The following is a 21363-nucleotide window of genomic DNA, read 5'->3' as shown; positions in this document are numbered from 1 at the left end:
CGCACCGTATGCGTCGCGGGGTGTGGCTCCCCGCGACGGAGAGGAATACACTAGTGTTCTTTAGTCTGCTGCACTCGGCGTGAAACGCACTCGGACGCTGCGTGTGTTTCGAGTGTCGTGGGAGACGGTCCGAGTGCTGAAGTATCTGTGCGTGACAAGAAGAGGTGATAGGCCATGCCAATCGGCAAGGTGAGGTGGTATGACCCCGAGCGTGGGTTCGGCTTTGTGTCCAACCCTGGTGAGGAGGACTGCTATGTGAGCAAGCAGGTGCTGCCGGCTGGGGTGGAGGAGCTGCACAAGGGGCAGCGTATCGAGTTCGACTTTGCCGCTGGCCGACGCGGCCCGCAGGCGCTGCGAGTGAAGGTACTCGACAGCCCGCGCGCCCGCCGCCGCCCGAGCCGCACCTATTCGCCGGAGCAACTCAACTCCATGATTTCCGATGCGATGACGGTCCTCGAAACCGAGGTACAGCCAGGGCTGACCTCCGGCCGCTATCCAGAGCGCAAAACCGGCCGCCAGATTGCGGCGATTTTGCGCGCCATTGCCAAGGAACTCGATACCTAGGAATCGGGCTGGGTAGTGATGGACCACGTGACGTTGTAGGGGGTTTCCTCGCCAGCATCATTGTGGCCAATGAGAACGGACTTCACCTCCACAACCACCAGTCGTGGTGTGTCGGTGGAGTCCTTTTCTTTGCTCTCTACCGAGCCGGGGACCTCCACCTCGGTCCGCTCATTGGCAGTGAAGTACTGCTCGTCGTTATAGGCCGGATCATCGTAGATGGTTAATAGCGCCCAGTCGTGGTCGTGCACCACCTCGGGAATAGCGAGCGACAGTGTGTCCTTGGGGGCGACCTCGATGGCTGCGATGTCGCCTTCCTTCGGTCGCTCGCCTACTTCGGCGATCACATAGGGGGCGACCTCCACCGTGGTGCCATTCACGCTGGCATTAATCCGCACCGTCTCCGGCTCGGGATCAGGACGGTTATTGAGCAGCTTCGTCAGCACCATGGTCACACCGAGGACGGCGAGCACCGCCACGATGAGGAGGAGCACGGTGCGGAATTGGGCACGACGTTGTTTGCGGGTAGCCATGGACATCGATTCTAGCTCTCGCGCCACTCCACCTCGTAGAGCACCGGCCAGTTCTTGCCAGTGAGATAGAAGCGCCCATTCTCCCCGGCGGCGATACCGTTGAGCACGGTGTTGGGATCCTCGGGCGCGCGGGAATCCAGCGCGGAGGCGTCGATGCGCGCGAGCAGCTCGCCGTCGTGGGGGCTAAAGACCACAATCTCATCTGTGGTGAAGATATTGGCGTAGATGGCGGGCTGGCCGCGAAACTCCGCGCACTCGAGCTCATTGAGGCGGGAGATGGCCTGGCCCTCAGAGTCGCGGATGGTGAAGTTGCCGGTTGATTGGAAATCGGCAGTATTCATGGTGCGAATCGTGGCACTGCCATCGGAGAGATAGAGCGGTCCGTTGCCATCAAAAGCACACAGGCCCCACCCCTCGCCGTCATAGGTGAAGCGGGCGCGTTCTTCTAAGGTGCCGGGATCGCGCTGGAAGGCCACCCCAGCTTTCCACGTCAGTTGCCACACGGAGCCGTCGGCAAGGGTTGCTCCTTCCCCGAAGAATGCGTCGTCAAGCGGCAGGGATGTCTGCTGCGCATAGGTCTCGCGATCGCGGTATTGGATGGTGGATTCCCCATTTAGCCCCGTAGAGAGCAGGAAGGAATCGCCGATTACCTGCAGGCCTTGGACGAAGGTGGGCGCAATAGTATGCGTAGCTAGCACCGTGGGCACCAAGGTGGGCACTTTGGGAGCAGTGGGGGTATCGACAGAGTTGCCGTTCTGGGAAACCGTGTAGGTCGGGCCGTTCTGCTCAGACGCGCATCCGCCGAGCGCACACGCTCCGAGGGCCGCGATGACAAGGGTAGATGTGAGCGAAGCAAACCTCATACCTCGTATTCTGCACCACGTTGGGGATAATGGTAATCGTGACACAGTCAGACTCTTCCCGATCCTCGCGCCCATCCGCCCGTAGCGGCGCGCGGCGTCGCCGCCGCAGCCGTCGTCCCCGCGTTGCCGCCAGCGCCCCGAGCAGCACGAGCTCGAGCGGCAGCACGCACGTGCTGTTGAGCTCACAGGCTCGCAGCATCGCACTCAGCGCCGCCGCTGAGATGGATGAGGGACCGGTGGGGCAGCATATCGGGGCGCAGCTTATCGACGACACCCTGGCCGTGCATCGCTTCGGTGCAGAGGTGCCGGGTTACCGAGGCTGGCAATGGCATGTGAGTGTCACGGCCGCACCCGGCTCGGACCATATCACCGTCAATGATGTCTCCCTCATCGCCGGCCGCAGCGCCCTGACCGCGCCCGAATGGGTGCCCTATTCCGAGCGCATCCGGCCCGGCGATCTGGACCCGGAGACGCAGCTGCCACTCGAGGAGGGCGATCCCCGCGTGGTGGACACCACCGACGAGGACGGCACCACTCATCTCGAGATCTCTGCGGCGGGGCTATCCGAGGCGCGGCAGCGCTGGGGGCGCGGCTCCTTCGGCCCGGGCAGCGAGTTTGCGCAAAAGGCGAGCCTCGAATGCGGCAGCTGTGCCTTCTACCTGCAGCTCCCCGAGGAGGTGGGGCGCAACTTCGGCGTGTGCGCCAATGAATACTCCGCCGATGGGCACGTGGTGCACGCCGCCTATGGCTGCGGGGCACATTCGCTGACCCCGCCGAAGGAACAGCTCGGCGCGCCGGTGGCCACACCCTATGACGATGAAAAAGCCATCGAGCTCTAAGCCAGCGGCGCCGCGGGGCAGGTGGCGCTAGACGGGCTCCGCAGTGGCCCACAGCCAGCTATTGGCATCCGCCACATCAATATGCGGAGAGCTGTGGGTGCGCGCCGTGCGGGTGGTGCCATATTCCATCCAATGCTCCACCTTGCGCACCCCGGACAGCGAATCCACGAACCACACTTCACCGCGCCCCAAAAGATAGGGGGGCAGCCCCTTAACGTGGGGGTGTACCTCCACGCCGCGGGAGATGAGATAGTCCAATACGGGTTCGCGCAGCACCGAGGCGTGCGAGCTTGGATGGGTGGAAATATGCGCGGTGGCTCCGGTGATCACGATGATCGTGGCGAAAATCCCCTGTAGCACGCGGCCGTGGCCGTCGCTGAGAAGCCCCTCATCGGCGCCCTCGTGCTGTAGCCGATCGAGGTGGTGCTTGAGCCAGGGATAGTCCACCCCATAGCTGGCGGGGGCGCGGCGTTGATCGCGCAGCAGCTGGGTGGAGACGCAAATGTGATCGCTGGTGGGTACATCGGGGCGCAGCCGCACATTCCAATAGGAGCGTTCCGCCTCAATGAGCGGAAAGAAGCTGCCCTTACCTGCGCTGCGGAGTCGGGCGCGGATGGCCTCATGATCGCTCGCACTGAGATGCATGCCCAGACGGTTGAGATGTTCCCCTAAATGTCGGACGCGCCCGTCGACCTGCCTAAAACTAGTCCTGTACACCGCGGGTGACATGCTCCTTTGTGCTACTAGGGTGAAGCCGGTTTCTCGCATGCGGCGTCGCACGCATCGCGCACACTCGGGCGGCGTCGACGGCTGGGTGCGGCATACGGGGCTGACGTGTGCGCACCCAGCCTCATCTGGGCGAGGATGATGCGTGATAAACACCAGTGCTTTTTAGCTTAACCCACCGCGGCGCCTGCTCCGCGGTGCCGCTAGGGGTGGCGCTGGGGCCGCTGCTGGACGGCACTGCGGGGAGTTATTTCTCCTTCTGCAAGCAGCTGAGAGTAACATAAACGCGGCTGTTGAAGAGCGGCGTCTAGCTACTCGCCTTCAACGCTGCTGTGCACGACACCACGTCGCCACGCGTGCTCGCCGCTGGAAAGTGTGCGCCGTTATCAACGGCCACCACTCACCGGGGGCAAAGCCGCGCTGAGGCGCCGTGCCAACGGAAAGCGCAACTTAAGAAAAGGCAGGCCATGACAGCCCCGCAACACTCTGAGGTCGCCGAGCAGAAGCCTCGCGCCGCCCGCGAGCCGAAGAACTGGCTCGATTCCTTCTTCTCTATTTCTCAACGCGGTTCGAGCGTGGGCACTGAGGTCCGCGCCGGCCTGGTCACCTTCTTGGCCATGGCCTATATCGTGCTGCTGAACCCGCTGATCCTCGGCGGTATCGAAGACCGCAACGGGGTATCCCTCGGGATCCCGCAGGTAGCCGCCGTCACCGCCCTCGCCGCGGGCGTGATGTCCATCGCCTTCGGCGTCTTTGCCCGCTATCCCTTCGGCATCGCCACCGGCCTCGGAATCAACACCCTAGTGGCCGTGACCCTAGTCTCCGCCGAGGGGCTGACCTGGCCGGAGGCAATGGGGCTGGTGGTGATCGACGGCATCATCATCGTGGTGCTCGCCGTCTCTGGCTTCCGCGTCGCCGTCTTCCGCGCCATCCCGCATTCGCTCAAAGCCGCGATGGGCGTGGGCATCGGTATGTTCATCGCCATGATTGGCCTGGTGGACGCCGGCTTCGTCCGCCGTATCCCCGATGCCGCGGGAACGACCGTGCCGGTGACCCTCGGCATCGACGGTTCGATTGCGTCCTGGCCCACCTTCGTCTTCGTCCTCGGCTTGCTCATCTGTGGCGTGCTGGTGGCGCGCAATGTGCGTGGCGGGCTGTTTATCGGCATCGTCTCCACCACGATCATCGCCATGATCGTGGAGTCGCTCACCAGCTCCGGCCCCTCCTTCGTCGACGGCAAGCCCAACCCCACCGGCTGGTCGCTGGCCGTGCCCACCCTGCCGGAATCCATCGGCTCCACTCCAGATCTTTCCCTGGTGGGCGCCGTGGATCTCTTTGGCGCCTTCGCCCAGATCGGGGCGCTCTCGGCGTCTCTGCTGGTGTTCACCCTGGTGCTGGCGAATTTCTTCGACGCCATGGGCACCATGACGGCGCTGGGCCGCCAAGCGGGCCTGAGCGATGAGAACGGCAACCTGCCCGATATGAAGCGGGCACTTGTGGTGGAGGGCGTCGGCGCCGTCGTGGGCGGCGGCTGCTCCGCCTCCTCTAACACCGTTTATATCGACTCCGCTGCCGGTATCGCCGATGGTGCCCGCACTGGGTTGGCTAATGTGGTCACCGGCATCATGTTCCTGCTGGCGATGTTTCTCACCCCGCTCTATGAGGTCGTGCCGATCGAGGCTGCCGCCCCGGTGCTGGTGATCGTCGGCGCGCTGATGATGGGACAGATTCGCGAGATCGACTTCACCGAGTTCCATGTCGCGCTGCCGGCCTTCCTCACCATCGTGGCCATGCCCTTTACCTACTCGATCGCCAACGGTATCGGCGTGGGCTTTGTGGCCTATACCGCCATGGCCGTGGCCTCCGGCAGGGCCAAGCAGGTGCACTGGCTGCTGTGGCTGATCTCCGCGTTGTTCTTGGTCTATTTCGCCATCGATCCCATCCTGGCGGCCGTACATTAGCGGGCCATGCTTGGATCGCTTCTTCCCTTCTTGGTGGCCAACACCATCGGCATGGTCTCGCCGGGGCCGGACACGCTGCTGATCCTGCGCCTAGCGAGCCGCAGCCGGCAGCGGGCGTTGGCCGCGGCGCTGGGTATAGTCACCGGCGCCACCTTCTGGACGGCCCTGACAGTGGCCGGCATGGCGCAGCTGCTGCAGCGCTTCCCGGAGCTACTCGAAGCGCTGCAGCTCGTGGGCGGCGGCTACCTCATGTATCTGGGCGCCGCCATTGCCCGCGCCGGCTGGCTAGCACGTGGCACCGCGCCCCAGCCCCCTGAGCTCGCGGTGGCTCCAGTGAAGATGCGCCGCGCCTATCTCACGGGGTTGGCCACCAATCTCTCGAACCCGAAGATTGTGCTCTTCATGGCCGCCGTGCTCAGCCAGTTTTTGCCGGTGGGCGCCAGCATGGGAGTGCAGCTGATCTACATCGGGGCGGTGGGGCTGTCGGCTCTGATCTGGTTCTTAAGCATTGCCTTCGTGCTCTCCACGCCGCGGATCAGCCGCTCTATGCTGGGCTATAGTCCCCAGATCGATATGCTCTCCGGTACCGTCTTTGTGCTCATTGGCGCCAGCGTTGCCGTGCCGGTGCTGCGTGAGCTGCTGCATATCGGCGCCGCCTAGCCCACTAGTATGGGACAGCGTGGCCATTTTTCTCGATTCCAGCGCAGATCCCCGTTTCGCTGACTACCGCGATCTCAATTCCTCCGACCGCCGCCCCGATGCGCGCGGCGGCAAGGGATTGGTGATCGCCGAAGGCAATCTCGTGAGCGAGCGGCTGCTGCATTCGCGCTTCCCCGTGCGCTCCATTGTGGGCTTCGAGCCCAAGCTATCGAATTTCCTCGCTATCCCTGGGGTGCAGGAGGAGATCGCGCGCCGGGATATTCCCGTCTACGCCACCACCCGCGACACCCTCGCCGAGGTGGCGGGCTTTGATCTCCACCGCGGGCTGTTGGCAGCCGCGGATCGGCCCGAGCCTCTGGCCGTGGAGCAGGTGGTCGACAGCGCGCGCACCCTCGTCATCGCCGAGGGAGTGGGGGATCACGAAAATATCGGCTCCCTCTTCCGCAACGCTGCCGGACTCGGTGTGGATGGGGTGCTCTTCGGCGCCGGCTGTGCCGATCCGCTCTACCGGCGCGTGGTGCGCGTCTCCATGGGGCATGTGCTGCGCCTGCCTTTCGCCCATCTTGCCGGCGGCTATACCACGTGGCAGCGCAGCCTCGAGCAGGTGCGCGCGGCCGGATTCCACATTGTTTCGCTCACCCCCAACCCAGAGGCGGCGCTGCTCAAGGATGCCCTCGTGGACGAGACGGGCCAAGCCTATGAGAAGGTGGCGCTACTCATCGGCGCCGAGGGCCCGGGGCTGACAGAACACGCGATGCGCGCCACCGATATCCGCGCCCGTATTCCCATGGCTGCGGGCACGGACTCGCTCAACGTGGCCACCGCCGCAGCCGTGGCACTCTACGAGCGGGCCCGCAGCCTGTCTTAGGATTCGTCCTCGATGAGGGGGCTTTCGGCGGCCTCCGTGTTCTCGACCTGCGGCCTAGTGGGCTCACCGCGGCGCGGCGGCGGGGTGGACTCGGTGTCGCGCGGCGCGCGTTGTGCCGTCGAGCGGGAGCGGGGCAGCTGCAATGTTCCGCTGTTGCGGGGCCGGTCGGTGTGACGCAGTTTATCCGAGAGCTGCTCGCCGACCGTCTCGGCAACATCGCGCACCGTGGAGCCGGCCTTGCGCATCCACGACCAGCCAGAGCGCACGACCGCGCCCAGCTCTTCGCCGGTGGAACGCTCCTCGCTGTGGGTGGAATCGAGAGCGTAGTCGTCATAATCCCGATCGGCCGCGCCCAGACCCAGCTTCGACGACGCCGCCGAGACAATATCGGCGATGCTGCGGGAACTCGGCGGAGCGGGCTCCACCTTGGGCTCGGGCCGGCCATCGGTGGCATAGCCCACCACATTCACATCCGGTCCGCCCGTGTAGATGCCCAGCCACTCGCGGGTGGCCGCCGCCACCAGATCGATCGGCTCGAAGGGCAAGGCGATACCGCCCACGTTCTCGCTACGCTCGCCCGCCCAGAAGGGGCGTTCGAAGGGCTGGGGGATGCCCTCGTCCTCGTAGACGCGGTCGCGCCGGGCAGCAAACGCCCGGAGCAGGGTGTCGCCGCGCCAGTAGGCGAAAGCACCATAGCCGCGCTCGCGGTTATAGGCGGTCACGATCAGTTCTCGGGCCGGCAGTGAGGAACGCAGGGCGGCATCGATATCGGAAATTCTGCGCACATCGGGCAGATAGGTTTGTACCAGCGACAACCCTGGGAAGCCGGCGATATAAAACTCGTTCTCGGACACATCCGTGGAGCGGTTCAAGGAGAACTGCCCGATCGGGGTGATGGGCCAGCGGGGATTCATCTGGGCGAGGTATTTGCGGCCGAAGCCGCGATTCGCCCGAGGCTCGGTGGCGATGACCTCGGCGGGGGTATCGGTGTTGACGAAGAAAAACGTCACTACTGCGGGCCGCTCCATGGCGCCTTAGCTCCTCGGTCGTTTCGTATTCGAGCGCACACCCAAAAGGACGTCTTCCCAGTGCGGTGTCTTGGCCTTGCGGCGGCGCCGCTTCGGGGCCTGCTCCTCCGGCGGATGCTGCAAGAAATCCTCGCCCTCGCCGTCGGCGCTGCGCTCGGGGCCGCGAAATTCTTCGGCATCGGCGAAGTCAGCGGGATCATCGTAATCCGCGTCCTCCTCCGTATCGCGCACCGAGCTGAGCGCGCGGTTGGGCTGCGAAAATTCCGGATTAATCAGCTCCGAGGCCAGCTGGTTGCGCGCCACCGCGGTAGGCGAGGAGGTCATGTGATTGAGATAGGAGTACTCGGCCACATTGGTGCTGCGGCCTACCGTCCACGTCACGGTGATAATCCACTGCCCAGAGGGGTCGCGATAGGCGTCCCAGGCGGCGTCGCTGACATTGTTGCCGCGGGCCGCGAAGGCGGTGGCCAGCACTTCCCACAGGGTGAGCTTGGCGGGGCCATCATCGCGCACCGGGTGCGCCTGCTTGGACATCTCCGCGATCCGGCCGCGCTCGAGCAGCACGGGGTGCGCATAGGGCTCGATGCGGGATTCGGTGACATCATTTTCTTCCGCGAGCTGCGCTATCGTCGCCCCAGCGCGCACCCGTTCCTGAATCTCCCGCGGTCGCATGCGCAGCGGGGTAGTCAAACGGGGATCGACGCTTGTCGACGCCGACTCCTCGGGCGCCTCCGCCGGCGGGGCGGGAGCGGGAGGGGCAGCTGGGGTGGGCTCGGACGAGGAGAGGGCGTCGATAAGCTGTGTGCGCAGCTCATCGCTCACGGCCAAGAACACCTGTTCCTCGTCGAGGTGAAAAACGAGCGAGTTCCGATTGGACTCCGCGGCGTTGAGTTCTAGCTCGCGCATGCACGCTCCCTGCGTCGTTGTGGGACTAACTAACACGTCCAACCTTAATGGAAAACGCGCACGTGGTGGATCACTCACGTGCGCGTGTTCTCTAGCTTTATTCGCTGCTAGAGGGGATTAGTTGAGCGGCTAGCGGGCATCGAGGACATAATCGATGGCCTTGGTCAGCAGCGTGATGTCTGCCGAGTCGATGGCGGGGAACATGCCGATGCGCAGCTGATTGCGTCCCAGCTTGCGGTAGGGCTCCACATCCACGATGCCATTGGCGCGCAGCGTCTTTGCCAGCTGGGCGGCGTCCACGCTCTCATCGAAGTCGATAGTGCCGACCACCAGCGAACGCTTCTCCGGGGTAGCGACATACGGGGTGGCTTCGGGGCGGGACTCGGCCCAGTCATAGAGGATGCGGGAGCTGGCGGAGGTGCGCGCCACCATGGCGTCCAAGCCGCCCTGGTCATTCATCCACTGCACCTGGTCGCGCAGCATGAGCAAGCTGGCCACGGCCGGGGTGTTATAGGTCTGGTTCTTGCGCGAATTGTTCACCGCAGTCTGCAGATTCAAAAAGGCGGGGATGAAGCGATCGGAGGCATTGATCTTCTCGATGCGCTCCAGGGCGCGGGGACTCATGGCAGCCAGCCACAGCCCGCCGTCGGAGGCGAAGCACTTCTGCGGGGAGAAGTAGTAGACATCTGCCTCGGCGATATCAACGGGCAAACCGCCGGCGCCGGAGGTGGCGTCGATGGCAATGAGGGCGTCGGTATCGGGGCGGGTCACCGGCATCATTGCGCCAGTGGAGGTTTCGTTGTGCGCCCACGCCAGCACGTCGACGCCGTCGATGGCCTGCACCTCTGGGGTATCGCCCGGTTCGGCTTCCACGATGGCGGGCTGCTCCAGCCACGGCGCGGCGGCGGCAGCGGCGGCAAACTTGCCGGAGAACTCGCCGCAGGTGAAATGTCCCGAGCGCTGCTCGATGAGGCCGAAGGTGGCGGCATCCCAGAAGGCAGTGGCGCCGCCCAAGGACAGCACGATCTCATAGCCCTCCGGAAGGGAGAACAGCTCTGCCAAACCGGTGCGGACATCACCCACCACATCCTTCACGCCGGGCTGGCGGTGGGACGTACCCACAATGCTGCTGCCGCCATCGACGATGGCGCGCAGCTGCTCGGGGCGCACCTTGGAGGGGCCACAGCCAAAACGGCCATCGGCGGGGATAAGTTCAGCGGGAAGAGTAGTAAAGGCCTCAGACATAAATATTTTGATCCTTAAATGACTGCCACGATGGGCACCGAGAAAACACAATAAAATTGCAGCGCGGCGCGCGCTCTGCCTGTTTAGATTAACCAACCAGTGACGGCGGCGGGCAGGGCTTTCACAAAAGGGGGTGACGTGCAGACACCTGCGGCGGGGGTGTCCCGTCGGGCACGAGGTGAGGGGCACCCAGTGCGCGCTCCCCACTGTGGGTGATGCGAGATCACGCTGGGCGGGGGTAGCACTAGGGGGAGGCGCCGGTGGATGATTCAGGCGAGAAAAAGGGGGAGTGCTGGGTGCTGGGATGGGCATCCTCGCAGTACGGCGCAGGTGTGTGTGGGTGGCGGCGCGGCTGCGGAGCGGGAGAATTTGTTGTCCGCGTCACAGACGCTGGTAGACTGTTGCCGTCGGTGCGACAAATAGCTGCTGAACAGCGGCTATGGGCCAGTACCGGACATGTGTGTCAGCGACGCTTCCCAATAGTGAGAACGCTGGCCCCAGCTTTCTGCAAGGTCATAAATGTTGACCTAGCAGCACCGTGAGAGCAGTGCGCCGACTCAGGGGTGGCCCCCCTGAGCAGTACATGCGGTTCGGGCGAGGCTGTGGTCCTCGCCGTGGAAGCGTGACTATGTGGGTCGATCCCCGCGGCTACTCGGTCTCTGCCCCTATGCGGAGGTGGGGCGGGTGTGAGGGGTGGGCAAGCGCGGGCACGCATGCAGTCAAAAACGTATAGTGTGACGTACAGGAGCACTTTCGGCCGTGGGTAGTAAAGCTCACGTGTTGATGTGGTCGCGGTCTCGCGTGAGGCGGAGGATGCTCGGTTCCGAGCGTCGATGATGATCCGCACACGCCGAGCATCACTCTTTTACCTCCTAATAGAGGAGAGAGCCAGCGCCCATTATCGATCGCGGCCGGTGCGATATATCAACTTAATTGAAAGGGATACTGTGGCTACAGAAAACAAGGACAAGGCCGTTCTTCACTACCCCGGTGGTGAATTCGAGATGGACATCATCAAGGCCACCGAAGGCAACGACGGTGTTGTCCTCGGCAAGATGCTGCAGGAGACCGGCTTGGTCACCTATGACCCAGGCTATGTGTCTACCGGTTCCACCGCCTCTGACATCACCTACATCGATGGCGCCGAGGGCATTCTGCGCTACCGCGGCTACGCCATCGAGGATCTGGCCGCCAAGGCCACCTTCAACGAGGTGTCCTACCTGCTGATTCACGGCGAGCTTCCCACCCGGGAGCAGCTGGCTAAGTTCAATGACGACATTCGTCACCACACCCTGCTGGACGAGGACTTCAAGGCGCAATTTAACGTCTTCCCGCGCAACGCCCACCCGATGGCAGTGCTGGCTTCCTCCCTTAACATCCTCTCCACCTATTACCAGGATGAGCTCGACCCGCTGAATGAGGATCACCTCGATAAGGCCACCGTGCGCCTCATGGCTAAGGTGCCGATGCTGGCTGCCTATGCTCACCGCGCCCGCCACGGTCAGCCTTATATGTACCCGGACAACTCTCTCAACGCCCGCGCCAACTTCCTGCGCATGATGTTCGGCTTCCCCACCGAGCCCTACGAGATCGACCCGCTCATGGTCAAGGCCCTGGATCAGCTGCTGATCCTGCACGCCGATCACGAGCAGAACTGCTCCACCTCCACCGTACGTATGGTGGCCTCCGCGCAGTCCAACATGTTCGTCTCCGTGGCCGCTGGTATCAACGCCCTGTCCGGCCCGCTGCACGGCGGCGCCAACCAAGCTGTTCTCGAGATGCTCGATGACATCAAGGAGAACAATGGCGGCGACGCTACCGACTTCATGAACCGCGTGAAGAACAAGGAAAAGGGCGTCCGCCTGATGGGCTTCGGCCACCGCGTGTACAAGAACTACGACCCGCGCGCCGCCATCATCAAGGACACCGCCCACGAGCTGCTGGAGAAGACCGGCGGCGACGAGGCACTGGAGCTGGCCATGCAGCTGGAGGAGATCGCCCTCAACGACGATTACTTCATCTCCCGCAAGCTCTACCCGAACGTGGACTTCTACACCGGCCTCATCTATCGCGCCATGGGCTTCCCGACGGACTTCTTCACCGTCCTCTTCGCCATGGGCCGTCTGCCCGGCTGGATCGCCCAGTACCGCGAGCTCGTGGAGAACCCGGCCTCCAAGATCTACCGCCCGCGTCAGGTCTACACCGGCCAGCCGCTGCGTGAGTTCGTGCCCCGCTCTGAGCGCGGCTAATAACCCGCCTTATAGCGCAAGATAAGCGTTAGGAACCGCCGTCCTTCGCCTGAGGGGCGGCGGTTTCGCGCGCTCGGGGACAGTCGGCGCCGGAGGCCTCCACGGCAAGAAATTATTCGGGGTTGAGTTATTTCTTAGGTACACTGGGTGCGTAACCCAGCCCGAGAGGCTGCCATCACGCGTGCGGTCATCCGCCCGCTGCTGGCATGCAAGCGGGGGCGAGGCCACTCATTGTGCGCGGCCTGGCGCCCCACCGCTCACGCGGGTACGCACCGTCGGGTGCGGCACGTGTGTCTGGGGCGCGAGTGCACATACATATGTAACAGGAGTGAATTCATGGACAAGCCACAGATTGACGTTCAACAGGGGCCTGCACCTGAGGACATCGTGATCGAGGACCTCGTGGTCGGCGATGGCGATGAAGCTCAGCCGGGCGGCCTAGTTGAGGTTCACTACGTGGGCGTCGATTTCGAGACCGGTGAGGAGTTCGACTCCTCGTGGGATCGTGGCCAGGCTATCGAATTTCCGCTGTCCGGCCTCATCGCCGGCTGGCAGGAGGGCATCCCCGGGATGAAGGTGGGCGGTCGTCGCCAGCTCACTATCCCGCCGGAGGCCGCCTATGGCCCCGCCGGTGGCGGTCACCCGCTCTCCGGCCGAACCTTGGTGTTCGTGATTGACCTGCTCTCTGTCGGCTAATCACCACCACGGCACGAAAGAGTGCAACACCGCCGCGGATACTGTTCTCTCCTCGCGGGGAGAGCGTATCCGCGGCGGTGTTTGTGTGCGATCCGCGTGCGCCGAGTTTAAGGCTGCATCTCGGCGAGCTTCTCATAGCCTTGGAAGCGGTGTTCGCGGCCGACCAGCTTCACGTTGTGCTCCAGATTCCACAGCGTGTAATCCACAGACTCCAAGATGCGGGTGATGAACTCCTCGGGGTTGTCGGCGGCGTCCCCGCCCGCGGCGCCATCTGGTCCCTCGGGAACAATGCCGGAGACAATGCCGGCGTTCATCAGACACACCGCGCTGACGTCTTGAGCATCCATCATCTCGGCCGCGTGGTGAACATCGCGGTAAATGATCGCCGAGGCCCCCTCGGGCGGCAGCGGGGAGAGCCAGCCATGCTCGGCGCTGATCACCGCATCAGAGGGCAGCATCGCCAGCGCGCCGCCGCCGCAGCCCTGGCCCAGAATCACGGACACCGTGGGTACATCCACGCTGACCAGCTCATTCAAGGTCCGAGAGATGGAGCCAGCCATACCCGCCTCCTCGGCTTCGCGGGAGAGCTCCGCGCCGGGGGTGTCGATGAAAGAAATCAAAGGAATATTGAGCTCGTGCGCCAGCTGGATGCCGCGGCGGGCGAAGCGCAGCGCTGCGGGGCCGAGCTCGCTGACGGCGTGCGGCGGCTGGGCGTGCCGGTCTTGCCCCATGATCACCACGGGGCGGCCCCCGAGAGTGGCTATGCCTACCTGCACGGCAGGGGAGTGGCGGCCATCGCCGGTGCCATTGAGCTCGATATAGCTATCGGAGAGCACCGTGAGCACATCCCGTAGGCCAGGTCGATCGCTGCGACGGGTAGCCACAATCGAATCCCAGGCCGAATGCTCCGGTTCATAGCCCTGCTGGGTGGTGATGAGCTTGATCACGCTCGTGCGGAGCTCCGCGGGGTTAACCACGCCGTCGATCACCCCGTGGGTGGCGAGGTTCTCCCCAGTCTGCACCCCAGGCGGCATAGGCTTGCCGGTGGTCAGCTCCACCACCCGCGGGCCTAAGAAACCGAGGAGTGCCCCTGGCTCGGCGAAGGTGAGATTGCCGGCCGAACCCCAAGAGGCCATCACGCCGCCGGTGGTGGGGTTGCGCAGATACACCAAGAAGGGCAGGTGCTTGTCCTTGTGGCGATACACAGCGGTGGTGATGGAGACCATCAAAGAGAACGCGGGGGTGCCTTCCTGCATGCGGGTGCCACCGGAGGAGGGGGAGATCAGCAGCGGCAGATTCTCCGCGGTGGCGCGGTGAATGCCGTCGATGATGCGGCGTGCGGTGGCGGCGCCGATCGAGCCGCCGAGGAAGCGGAACTCTCCGAGCACGCAGGCTACGCGGTGGCCGGCGACCCTGCCCTCCCCGATGATCACGGCCTCGTCCACCCCGGATTTCTCGCGGGCCCGCGCTAGCGAATCCTTATAGGCATCGTCGATATCGCCGTAGTTCGGCGTGGTGCCCCAATTCTGGAAAGAATCGGGGTCGAGTACTTCATCAATCAGCTGCTGCGCGCTCGTATGTCCCATACTGGGTGAGCTTATCCGCACCCACCCCAAAGCGGGGCCCAATGACGCAAAAATTCTGCACCGCGCCGCCGAGTTACACCCACGTGCGGGTGTGGTGGTAGCAGGCTGCGCGGGACTGCGGTGGCAGTATCGAGGCTGTGCAAGCAGTATCAGCGGGGGCGCTGAGAGGGCCGTAGCGGGAGGCCACAATGATCACACCCCAAGGTGTGTCCGTCGAACGCGAATAACGCCGACCGCCACCGCGACGAGGCGGGGAGGTCGGCGTCGATAAGCGTGTGCCGGCTAAGCCGAACGCACGTTTTTGACTGCGCTGAGCCACGAGATGGCGCTGCCAGAGTGCAGTACCGAGTTGCGGTAGATACGGGAGGTGAGCCAGCTGACGGCGAAGGTGGTGAGCACCAGCACCAGGGCACTGGCCGCCAGCTGCAGCGCGGAAAGGTTACCCGCGGCGTATTGCAGCGGGGCAACGCCCACCGAGAAGGGTGGAATCCATGTCGCGATCTCCATGAACGTGCTGTCCAGCTTGGAAAAGCCGAACATGGGGGTGTACGTCATAGCCAAGGCCAGCAGCAGCGCGGGCAGCTGGGCCGACTGGTAGTCCTCCATGCTCGATACCAGTGATCCTGCGGCGGCGTAGACCAGGCCGAAGAAGATGAAACCGAGGATGAAGAAGAGCACGAGAATGGGAATGATCGAGAGGTCGAAGTCGAGGTCATCCGTCAGCCCCGCGGCCCACACGGCGCCGATACCTGCGGAAAAGAGCACCGTGACCATGCCTAAGGCGACGAGCCCGATACCCAGCACCTTGCCCCAGAGGAAATCGAGGGGGCGCACCGTGGCCAAAATGATCTCGATGACGCGCGAGCTTTTCTCCTCCATCACGGCGGTGCCGATCATGGCGGCAAACATCAAAATAGCGAGGACGAGAAGAAAAACGCCTACGAGCGCGACCACTCGGTTACCCAAGGTGTCGGGATCGCCGAAGAATCCCGCGTCGCCGTCGCCGACCTGCACCGGGATGAGCTGGGTGGCTGCCATGGCTGCGGGGTCGACGCCTTGGGATTCTAAAAACACCTCGGCGCGAGTGGCGTTGAGCTGCTCCAGCAGCCCGGTGGGAAGCTCCCCGGTGTAGAGCAGCTCCGAGCCGGACTCCGCGGGTACCACCACGGCATCAAGACGTGGGGCATTGTCCTCTTCATCGGAGGCCCGCAGCGCCTCCTCGGCGCTGGCGCGGTCGGGGATACTGGGATCTTCGCCCAGCACGGCAACCACCGGAGAATCAGAGGCGGTGTCCTCATCGTCGGAATTGATATAGCCCACAACTCCGCCCACCACCGAAATGGCGAGCATCACGCCGAGCATGACCCAGAGGCTCTTCGATTTCAGCAGCTTTGCGGCCTCGCGCCTGATCACGAGGCCGATCGTGGAGAAAGAGGAATAGGAATTCATTGCGACACAACCTCCTGGAAGAGCGCGGTGAGAGAGGGCAGGCGACGGCCAAAGTGGTGCACGGGGCCGGCGTCCAGCGCCGCCCGGAGCAGCTCCTGATCATCGAAGCCGCCAGGGCCGTGCGTGGCCTCCTCGGAGATCGACAGCACAACCGTGTCCTGGTGGCGTTCCACGAGCTCCACACCGGCGAGCGCCTCCCACCACGCGGTGGTGGCTGGGCTGGTGATCTCATAGAGCACCGGCCCAGACTGCCGCAGCTCATCGACGCTACCTTGAGCCATCATGCGGCCGCCGCTGATGATGCCCACGCGATCGCATAAACGCTGCACCAGATCCAGCTGGTGCGAAGAAAACACCACCGGAATGCCCTGCTGGGCGCGTTCCCGCAGCGAGTTGGACATCACCTCAACGGCCACGGGATCGAGGCCGCTAAAAGGCTCGTCGAGGATCAGCACCTGCGGATCAAAGACGAGCGCCGCGGCGAGCTGCACCCGCTGCTGATTACCCAAAGACAGCTGCTCCAATTTGTCCTTCGCGCGGTCACTGAGACCCAGCCGCTCGAGCAGCTCGGCGGTATTGCGCTTGGCAGCGGCAGCATCGAGCCCGTGCAGTCGTGCGAAATAGTGCAGCTGCTCTGCCACCTTTTGCTTGGGGTAGAGCCCGCGTTCCTCGGGCATGTAGCCAAAGCTGCGGCGCAGGGCGTCGTCGACTGCCCGTGAGCCCAAGCGCACCTCGCCAGAATCGGCGGTGAGCACGCCAAGCGCGATGCGCATCGTGGTGGTTTTGCCAGCGCCGTTGGAGCCAACAAAGCCGTAGATCTCGCCTGGGGCGACGGAAAAACTCATGTCCTGCAGCGCGACGACATCGCCATAGCGCTTGGTCAATCCATCTATGTGGAGTGTGGTGTCGTGCATACTCTGGTGTTCTTTCCTCATAGTCATGGTGTGAACTCACACACGGACATATTTTCCAACAATCACGTAGGCCTACCTTAATAGACGGGTTGGACGCCTGCCACGGTGGACACCTAGGTACTGGCTATAGCCCTGAGCGCGGGGCAGGGGCACAATGGGAACTATGTCTACTTGCGTTCCCGCCATCACCCTCAACGACGCCACCCCTATTCCGCAGCTCGGTCTGGGCTTGTGGAAGATCGACCCGGATGAATGCGACACAGTCATCCGCACTGCCATCGAGGCAGGGTATCGCCACTTTGATTGTGCAGCGATCTATAAGAATGAGGAGGCCGTCGGCGCCGCCCTGCGCGCAGCGATTGCCGCCGGCGATGTGGAACGCGATGAGCTCTTCGTGGTGTCGAAGGTGTGGAATAACCAACAGGGCTTTGAGGAAACAGGGGAGGCCTTCAATCAGAGTCTGCAGCGACTCGGCCTCGACTATCTCGATATGTACATGGTGCACTGGCCCTGCCCGGATACAGACACCTACCGCGCCAGCTTCGAGGCGATTGCCCAGCTCCAAGGGCTGGGAAGGGTACAGACCGTGGGCGTCTGTAACTTCTATGAGGAGACTCTCGACAGCATCATCGCCGATACCGGCATCACTCCCGCGATCAATCAGATCGAGCTCCACCCCGGGTTCTCGCAGCGCCAGCTCGTGGACTATCACCACCACCACGGCATCGTTACTGAGTGCTGGTCGCCGTTGGGCCAGGGCGAGATCCTCAGCCATCACATCTTGGGAGAGATCGCCGAGCACCATGGGGTCAGCCCTGCCCAGGTGGCGCTGCGCTGGAGCCTGCAGCAGGATCGCATCGTGATTCCGCGCTCGCGCACGCCTGAGCGGATTCGGGAGAATATCGATGTCTTCTCCTTCACCCTCAGCGAGGAGGAACTGCGGCGGATCACCGCCATCGATCAGGGCGAGGGGGCCGGCCGTGTGGGGCCCGATCCCCGCGAGTTTAGCTAAGCGCCACGGCCCTGCCTCCAGCCGGGCGCAGCGCCGCTTCGCTGCTGGCAGGAGGGGGGGGGCGACAAGGGCGCAGCTGGGAAAGCGCTGTGAATCCCCGTCTTGGGTGCTCACGCGGCTCAGTTACGCCGGACACAGGGGGTAGACTACGGAGCTCATGGAGGTAGACACCACACGGGCAATCACTCCCGCCGCAGGCTTGACCTCGGCGCAGGTGGTCGAGCGGCGCGAGCGCGGCCAGGTGAACGTGACGCTGCGGCGCACCGGTCGGCGAACCCGCGACATTATTTATTCCAATGTGTTCACCCGGATCAACGCCATCCTCGGGGTGCTCTTCATTATCGTGGCGACGACGGGCTCTTTTATTAATGGTGCCTTCGGTCTGCTCATTATCGCCAACTCGAGCATTGGCATCATTCAGGAACTGCGGGCCAAGCGCACCCTGGACCGGCTGACGATCCTCGGCGAAGAGGATCCGAAGGTGATCCGCGATGGGGCCACAGCCGAGATTCCGCGCGATTCTATTGTGCTCGACGATCTCATCGATATTGGCGCCGGCGACCAGCTGGTGGTGGACGGCGTGGTGCGCAGTTCCGAAGGGCTCGAGATCAATGAATCGATGCTCACCGGCGAGTCCGAGCCGATAAAGAAATCCGTGGGAGATCCGCTCTACTCCGGCTCCTTTGTGGCCGCGGGCTTTGGCACCTTCCAGGCCACCGGCATCGGTGAGGATGCCTATGCCGCCAAGCTGATACGCGATGCCGGGCGTTTCACCCTCACCGACTCCGAGCTGCAAAACGGGATCAACAAGATCTTGCGGATCATCACTTGGCTGCTTATTCCCACGGGGCTGCTCGCGATCTACACCCAGCTGGTGCGCACCGGCAATCCAATACGCGAGTCCCTGCTGGCGATGGTGGCGGCGTTGGTACCGATGGTGCCCGAGGGGCTCGTGCTGATGACCTCGATTGCCTTTGCCGTCGGCGTGGTGCGCTTAGGCAAGCGCCAAGCGCTGGTGAATGAGCTTCCCTCCATCGAAGGTTTGGCGCGGGTGGATGTGGTGTGCGCTGATAAAACCGGAACGCTCACGGAAAACCGCATGGGCTATACCGGCCTTGATGTGGTGGCGGATGCTGGACGTCGCCGCCCCGAGGCCGAGTATGAGGCCACGCTGCTCGCAATGGCCAAGGCCGATAAACGCCCCAATGACACTATGCAGGCCATCGCCGAGGCGCTGCAGCACTCCCGTGCTGACGCGCCGGGAGAGCCCAGCCCGCTGCCGCAGGTGAGTGAGCATATCGCTTTCGATTCCACCAAGAAGTACTCAGGTGTGGAGCTGGCCTCCGGCGAGTGCTGGCTGCTGGGGGCGCCCGATGTGCTGGCTCCCGAGTCGCGCGCAGCCGATGAGCATATGCAGCTCGGCCAGCGCGTGCTCTTGCTCGGGAGGAAAACAGAGACGGAGTTTGAGCCGCATGCCTTGGTGATTCTGGAGCAGGTGATCCGACCCGAGGCTCGTGCCACCCTCGATTACTTCGCCAAGGAAAAGGTACAGCTGAAGATCATCTCCGGCGATAATGCGGTATCGGTGGGGGCGGTGGCCCGGTCCCTTGGTATCTCGACCGAGGCCATCGATGCCCGCGAGCTTCCCACCGATCCCGAGGAGTTTCGAGCGGCCGTGGAGCGTGGCCGCGTGTTCGGCCGCGTGACTCCAGAGATGAAAAAGCAGATGGTGCTCGCGCTCAAGGAATCCGGGCACACGGTAGCGATGACGGGCGATGGCGTAAACGATGTGCTGGCTTTGAAGGAAGCCTCCATTGGTATCGCCATGGGGTCTGGATCGCCGGCGGCCCGTTCGGTGGCCCAGCTGGTGTTGCTGGATAATCGCTTTTCCACGCTGCCGCATGTGGTGGCCGAGGGCCGCCGGGTGATTGGCAATATTGAGCGCGTGGCCAATCTCTTCCTCACAAAGACGGTCTACTCCGTGATCTTGGCACTGGTCACCGGCATATTTGGCGTTGTGTACCCCTTCCAGCCGATCCATGTGACAATGATCGGCTGGTTCACCATTGGCATTCCCGCCTTCATCCTGTCCTTGGCTCCCAACCACGAGCGCGCTCGGCCCGGCTTCGCGAGCCGTGTGCTGCGTTTGGCCATGCCCTCCGGGGTGGTCATCGGGCTCGGAGTCTCCCTGTGGTGGATGGTGATTTCTTCTTCGCCACACGGCTCGGGGGTGAATCAGCACGAGGCCACCGCGGCGCTGGCCGCCCTGCTCATCATGGCCTGGTGGGTGCTCGTGGTGGTCTCACGCCCGCTGAACTGGTGGAAGATGCTGCTCATCGGGGTCTCCGGCTTGGCCTATGTGGCGCTTTTTGCCGTGCCCTTCAGCGCCCATATTTTGCTTCTCGACGCCCATCTCTCGCCACTATTCCTGCAATCCGTGGCGGTCGGCGTTGCCGGGGCCGTGCTGGTGGAGCTGCTGTGGCGGGTGAATCAGGCGGCCTCGCGGCGTGAGGCACAGCGTGATCGCGAGCGTCACCGACCTCCGGAACTCCAGAAAACCGGCTTAAGCTGAAGAAACATCACATTTACCTGAGGCTGTCGCGGCGCGGCAGCCTCTCTGTGTGCGCGTGAAAAGCTAGCGAAGCTCACAATCTAAAGGTTCGCAAACTTAACAGAAGGATCCTGTCTGCCTTGTCGGGGGTGGTGGTAGGACCTTTCTTGGTGCAGGTGATCCGGTAGTGGGGGCAGTGATTCAGCGCTCTGTAGATAAAAAATGCTTCGTAGATCACACATTGCAATGTGAGCTAGGTAATTTGTTTGCTAGGGCGTTCCAATCTGAGAGGGCGCTGAAAGAAAGCACTGAGCTTCATCACCGCTTGCGCTAGGCGCTAGATAGGAAAAAGCATGACTAATACCGCACCACCACCAGAGGCCCAACAGCCTCGGAGAAAGCACGAACCCACCGCTCAAGAGTTCCGCGAGATGCAGAAGAACCCAGAGTTTCAAGAGCTGCGCTCTACCTTCCGGTCCTTCACCTTTCCCATGTCTGTGGCCTTCCTCGTGTGGTACGTCGCCTTTGTGCTGCTGGCCACCTATGCTCCCAGCCTCTTGGCTGTGAAGGTCTATGGAGCGGTGAATCTCGGCATCGTTCTCGGCGCACTTCAGTTCTTCACCACGTTCTTGATCACGTGGATCTATGTGCGCTACGCGAATAAGAACATCGAGCCGAAGGCCGCTCATATCCGTCAACTCATGGAAGGCTAAGGA

The 21363-nt window shown here is 63.3% G+C and carries 19 protein-coding genes; 10 read left to right on the top strand and 9 right to left on the bottom strand.

Features of this window, described 5'->3' with window-relative positions; translation table 11 throughout:
• The first annotated feature begins 174 nt into the window (after positions 1–174).
• Entirely contained in the window at positions 175–564 is a 390-nt protein-coding gene (locus GBB11_RS02975) for a cold-shock protein (protein WP_151550348.1), read from the top strand.
• On the opposite strand, the gene GBB11_RS02970 is transcribed toward GBB11_RS02975, so the two are convergent.
• Together GBB11_RS02970 and GBB11_RS02965 are read right to left on the bottom strand one after the other, a co-directional pair.
• Positions 561–1094, bottom strand: a complete 534-nt coding sequence (locus GBB11_RS02970; protein WP_151550349.1) for a DUF2771 domain-containing protein — start codon at positions 1092–1094, stop codon at positions 561–563. The genes GBB11_RS02975 and GBB11_RS02970 overlap by 4 nt on opposite strands.
• 11 nt (positions 1095–1105) lie before the next feature.
• A complete protein-coding gene (locus GBB11_RS02965; RefSeq protein WP_192796402.1) occupies positions 1106–1957 on the bottom strand; it encodes a glutaminyl-peptide cyclotransferase in 852 nt (283 codons plus the stop codon).
• A 221-nt stretch (positions 1958–2178) separates the two neighbouring features.
• Here GBB11_RS02965 and GBB11_RS02960 point away from each other — a divergent pair, with 221 nt between their 5' ends.
• Positions 2179–2796 (top strand): DUF3027 domain-containing protein, encoded by a 618-nt coding sequence (locus GBB11_RS02960; protein WP_192796403.1) that lies wholly within the window; start codon positions 2179–2181, stop codon positions 2794–2796.
• 27 nt (positions 2797–2823) lie between these two features.
• Here the strand turns inward: GBB11_RS02960 and GBB11_RS02955 are convergent, their stop codons facing one another.
• Positions 2824–3441 carry a hypothetical protein gene (locus GBB11_RS02955; protein ID WP_151550351.1) on the bottom strand — a complete coding sequence of 206 codons (618 nt, stop codon included), beginning with the start codon at positions 3439–3441 and terminating at the stop codon, positions 2824–2826.
• A 548-nt stretch (positions 3442–3989) separates the two neighbouring features.
• Between GBB11_RS02955 and GBB11_RS02950 the strand changes: the two genes are divergently transcribed.
• Genes GBB11_RS02950 through GBB11_RS02940 form a run of 3 tightly spaced genes read left to right on the top strand, consistent with a single transcriptional unit; the run spans position 3990 to position 7011 of the window.
• Complete coding sequence (locus tag GBB11_RS02950; RefSeq protein WP_151550352.1) at positions 3990–5483, top strand: NCS2 family permease; 1494 nt, start codon at positions 3990–3992, stop codon at positions 5481–5483.
• 6 nt (positions 5484–5489) lie between these two features.
• On the top strand, positions 5490–6143 hold the full coding sequence (locus GBB11_RS02945) for a LysE family translocator (RefSeq protein ID WP_151550353.1): 654 nt from the start codon (positions 5490–5492) through the stop codon (positions 6141–6143).
• A gap of 19 nt (positions 6144–6162) precedes the next feature.
• Entirely contained in the window at positions 6163–7011 is an 849-nt protein-coding gene (locus tag GBB11_RS02940) for an RNA methyltransferase (protein WP_151550354.1), read from the top strand.
• On the opposite strand, the gene GBB11_RS02935 is transcribed toward GBB11_RS02940, so the two are convergent.
• The 3 genes from GBB11_RS02935 to serC form a co-directional block, all read right to left on the bottom strand.
• Positions 7008–8039 carry a hypothetical protein gene (locus tag GBB11_RS02935; RefSeq protein ID WP_225979314.1) on the bottom strand — a complete coding sequence of 344 codons (1032 nt, stop codon included), beginning with the start codon at positions 8037–8039 and terminating at the stop codon, positions 7008–7010. The two genes, GBB11_RS02940 and GBB11_RS02935, sit on opposite strands and share 4 nt — an antisense overlap.
• A 6-nt stretch (positions 8040–8045) precedes the next feature.
• Complete coding sequence (sepH, locus tag GBB11_RS02930; protein WP_151550501.1) at positions 8046–8945, bottom strand: septation protein SepH; 900 nt, start codon at positions 8943–8945, stop codon at positions 8046–8048.
• A gap of 129 nt (positions 8946–9074) precedes the next feature.
• Positions 9075–10190 (bottom strand): phosphoserine transaminase, encoded by a 1116-nt coding sequence (gene serC / locus GBB11_RS02925; RefSeq protein ID WP_151548982.1) that lies wholly within the window; start codon positions 10188–10190, stop codon positions 9075–9077.
• A 947-nt stretch (positions 10191–11137) separates the two neighbouring features.
• Here serC and GBB11_RS02920 point away from each other — a divergent pair.
• The gene (locus tag GBB11_RS02920) at positions 11138–12439 is read left to right on the top strand and encodes a citrate synthase (RefSeq protein WP_192796023.1); all 1302 of its coding nucleotides are present in this window, start codon (positions 11138–11140) and stop codon (positions 12437–12439) included.
• Between the two features lie 336 nt (positions 12440–12775).
• The gene (fkpA, locus tag GBB11_RS02915) at positions 12776–13135 is read left to right on the top strand and encodes an FKBP-type peptidyl-prolyl cis-trans isomerase FkpA (protein WP_018019335.1); all 360 of its coding nucleotides are present in this window, start codon (positions 12776–12778) and stop codon (positions 13133–13135) included.
• Between the two features lie 107 nt (positions 13136–13242).
• On the opposite strand, the gene GBB11_RS02910 is transcribed toward fkpA, so the two are convergent.
• The 3 genes from GBB11_RS02910 to GBB11_RS02900 all read right to left on the bottom strand — a co-directional run bounded on the left by GBB11_RS02910 (position 13243) and on the right by GBB11_RS02900 (position 17084).
• The gene (locus tag GBB11_RS02910; protein WP_151582261.1) at positions 13243–14721 is read right to left on the bottom strand and encodes a carboxyl transferase domain-containing protein; all 1479 of its coding nucleotides are present in this window, start codon (positions 14719–14721) and stop codon (positions 13243–13245) included.
• A gap of 282 nt (positions 14722–15003) precedes the next feature.
• Positions 15004–16170, bottom strand: coding sequence for an ABC transporter permease (locus GBB11_RS02905; RefSeq protein ID WP_151548980.1), 1167 nt, complete (start codon positions 16168–16170; stop codon positions 15004–15006).
• Positions 16167–17084 carry an ABC transporter ATP-binding protein gene (locus GBB11_RS02900; RefSeq protein ID WP_151548979.1) on the bottom strand — a complete coding sequence of 306 codons (918 nt, stop codon included), beginning with the start codon at positions 17082–17084 and terminating at the stop codon, positions 16167–16169. The genes GBB11_RS02905 and GBB11_RS02900 overlap by 4 nt, the downstream gene beginning before the upstream one ends.
• Before the next feature lie 163 nt (positions 17085–17247).
• Between GBB11_RS02900 and GBB11_RS02895 the strand changes: the two genes are divergently transcribed.
• From GBB11_RS02895 to GBB11_RS02885, 3 genes are all read left to right on the top strand, one after another.
• Complete coding sequence (locus GBB11_RS02895) at positions 17248–18096, top strand: aldo/keto reductase (RefSeq protein ID WP_151548978.1); 849 nt, start codon at positions 17248–17250, stop codon at positions 18094–18096.
• A 157-nt stretch (positions 18097–18253) separates the two neighbouring features.
• Positions 18254–20668, top strand: coding sequence for an HAD-IC family P-type ATPase (locus GBB11_RS02890; protein ID WP_151548977.1), 2415 nt, complete (start codon positions 18254–18256; stop codon positions 20666–20668).
• A gap of 332 nt (positions 20669–21000) precedes the next feature.
• Positions 21001–21360 carry a DUF485 domain-containing protein gene (locus GBB11_RS02885; protein WP_151548976.1) on the top strand — a complete coding sequence of 120 codons (360 nt, stop codon included), beginning with the start codon at positions 21001–21003 and terminating at the stop codon, positions 21358–21360.
• Positions 21361–21363: the final 3 nt, after the last annotated feature.

Source organism: Corynebacterium sp. 74A (assembly GCF_008930665.1).
Lineage (GTDB): Bacteria > Actinomycetota > Actinomycetes > Mycobacteriales > Mycobacteriaceae > Corynebacterium > Corynebacterium megadyptis.
The sequence above is the reverse complement of the archived record's forward strand: the minus strand, read 5'-3'. Positions and strand labels throughout refer to the sequence as shown.

What these genes read in the sequence shown, in the direction of transcription:
- GBB11_RS02975 (WP_151550348.1), top strand. Translation starts at nt 175, where the DNA reads ATGCCAATCGGCAAGGTGAGGTGGTATGACCCCGAGCGTGGGTTCGGC.
- sepH (WP_151550501.1), bottom strand. Translation starts at nt 8,945, where the DNA reads ATGCGCGAGCTAGAACTCAACGCCGCGGAGTCCAATCGGAACTCGCTC.
- GBB11_RS02965 (WP_192796402.1), bottom strand. Translation starts at nt 1,957, where the DNA reads ATGAGGTTTGCTTCGCTCACATCTACCCTTGTCATCGCGGCCCTCGGA.
- GBB11_RS02945 (WP_151550353.1), top strand. Translation starts at nt 5,490, where the DNA reads ATGCTTGGATCGCTTCTTCCCTTCTTGGTGGCCAACACCATCGGCATG.
- GBB11_RS02905 (WP_151548980.1), bottom strand. Translation starts at nt 16,170, where the DNA reads ATGAATTCCTATTCCTCTTTCTCCACGATCGGCCTCGTGATCAGGCGC.
- GBB11_RS02895 (WP_151548978.1), top strand. Translation starts at nt 17,248, where the DNA reads ATGTCTACTTGCGTTCCCGCCATCACCCTCAACGACGCCACCCCTATT.
- fkpA (WP_018019335.1), top strand. Translation starts at nt 12,776, where the DNA reads ATGGACAAGCCACAGATTGACGTTCAACAGGGGCCTGCACCTGAGGAC.
- GBB11_RS02900 (WP_151548979.1), bottom strand. Translation starts at nt 17,084, where the DNA reads ATGCACGACACCACACTCCACATAGATGGATTGACCAAGCGCTATGGC.
- serC (WP_151548982.1), bottom strand. Translation starts at nt 10,190, where the DNA reads ATGTCTGAGGCCTTTACTACTCTTCCCGCTGAACTTATCCCCGCCGAT.
- GBB11_RS02910 (WP_151582261.1), bottom strand. Translation starts at nt 14,721, where the DNA reads ATGGGACATACGAGCGCGCAGCAGCTGATTGATGAAGTACTCGACCCC.
- GBB11_RS02890 (WP_151548977.1), top strand. Translation starts at nt 18,254, where the DNA reads ATGGAGGTAGACACCACACGGGCAATCACTCCCGCCGCAGGCTTGACC.
- GBB11_RS02970 (WP_151550349.1), bottom strand. Translation starts at nt 1,094, where the DNA reads ATGGCTACCCGCAAACAACGTCGTGCCCAATTCCGCACCGTGCTCCTC.
- GBB11_RS02960 (WP_192796403.1), top strand. Translation starts at nt 2,179, where the DNA reads ATGGATGAGGGACCGGTGGGGCAGCATATCGGGGCGCAGCTTATCGAC.
- GBB11_RS02935 (WP_225979314.1), bottom strand. Translation starts at nt 8,039, where the DNA reads ATGGAGCGGCCCGCAGTAGTGACGTTTTTCTTCGTCAACACCGATACC.
- GBB11_RS02955 (WP_151550351.1), bottom strand. Translation starts at nt 3,441, where the DNA reads ATGCATCTCAGTGCGAGCGATCATGAGGCCATCCGCGCCCGACTCCGC.
- GBB11_RS02885 (WP_151548976.1), top strand. Translation starts at nt 21,001, where the DNA reads ATGACTAATACCGCACCACCACCAGAGGCCCAACAGCCTCGGAGAAAG.
- GBB11_RS02950 (WP_151550352.1), top strand. Translation starts at nt 3,990, where the DNA reads ATGACAGCCCCGCAACACTCTGAGGTCGCCGAGCAGAAGCCTCGCGCC.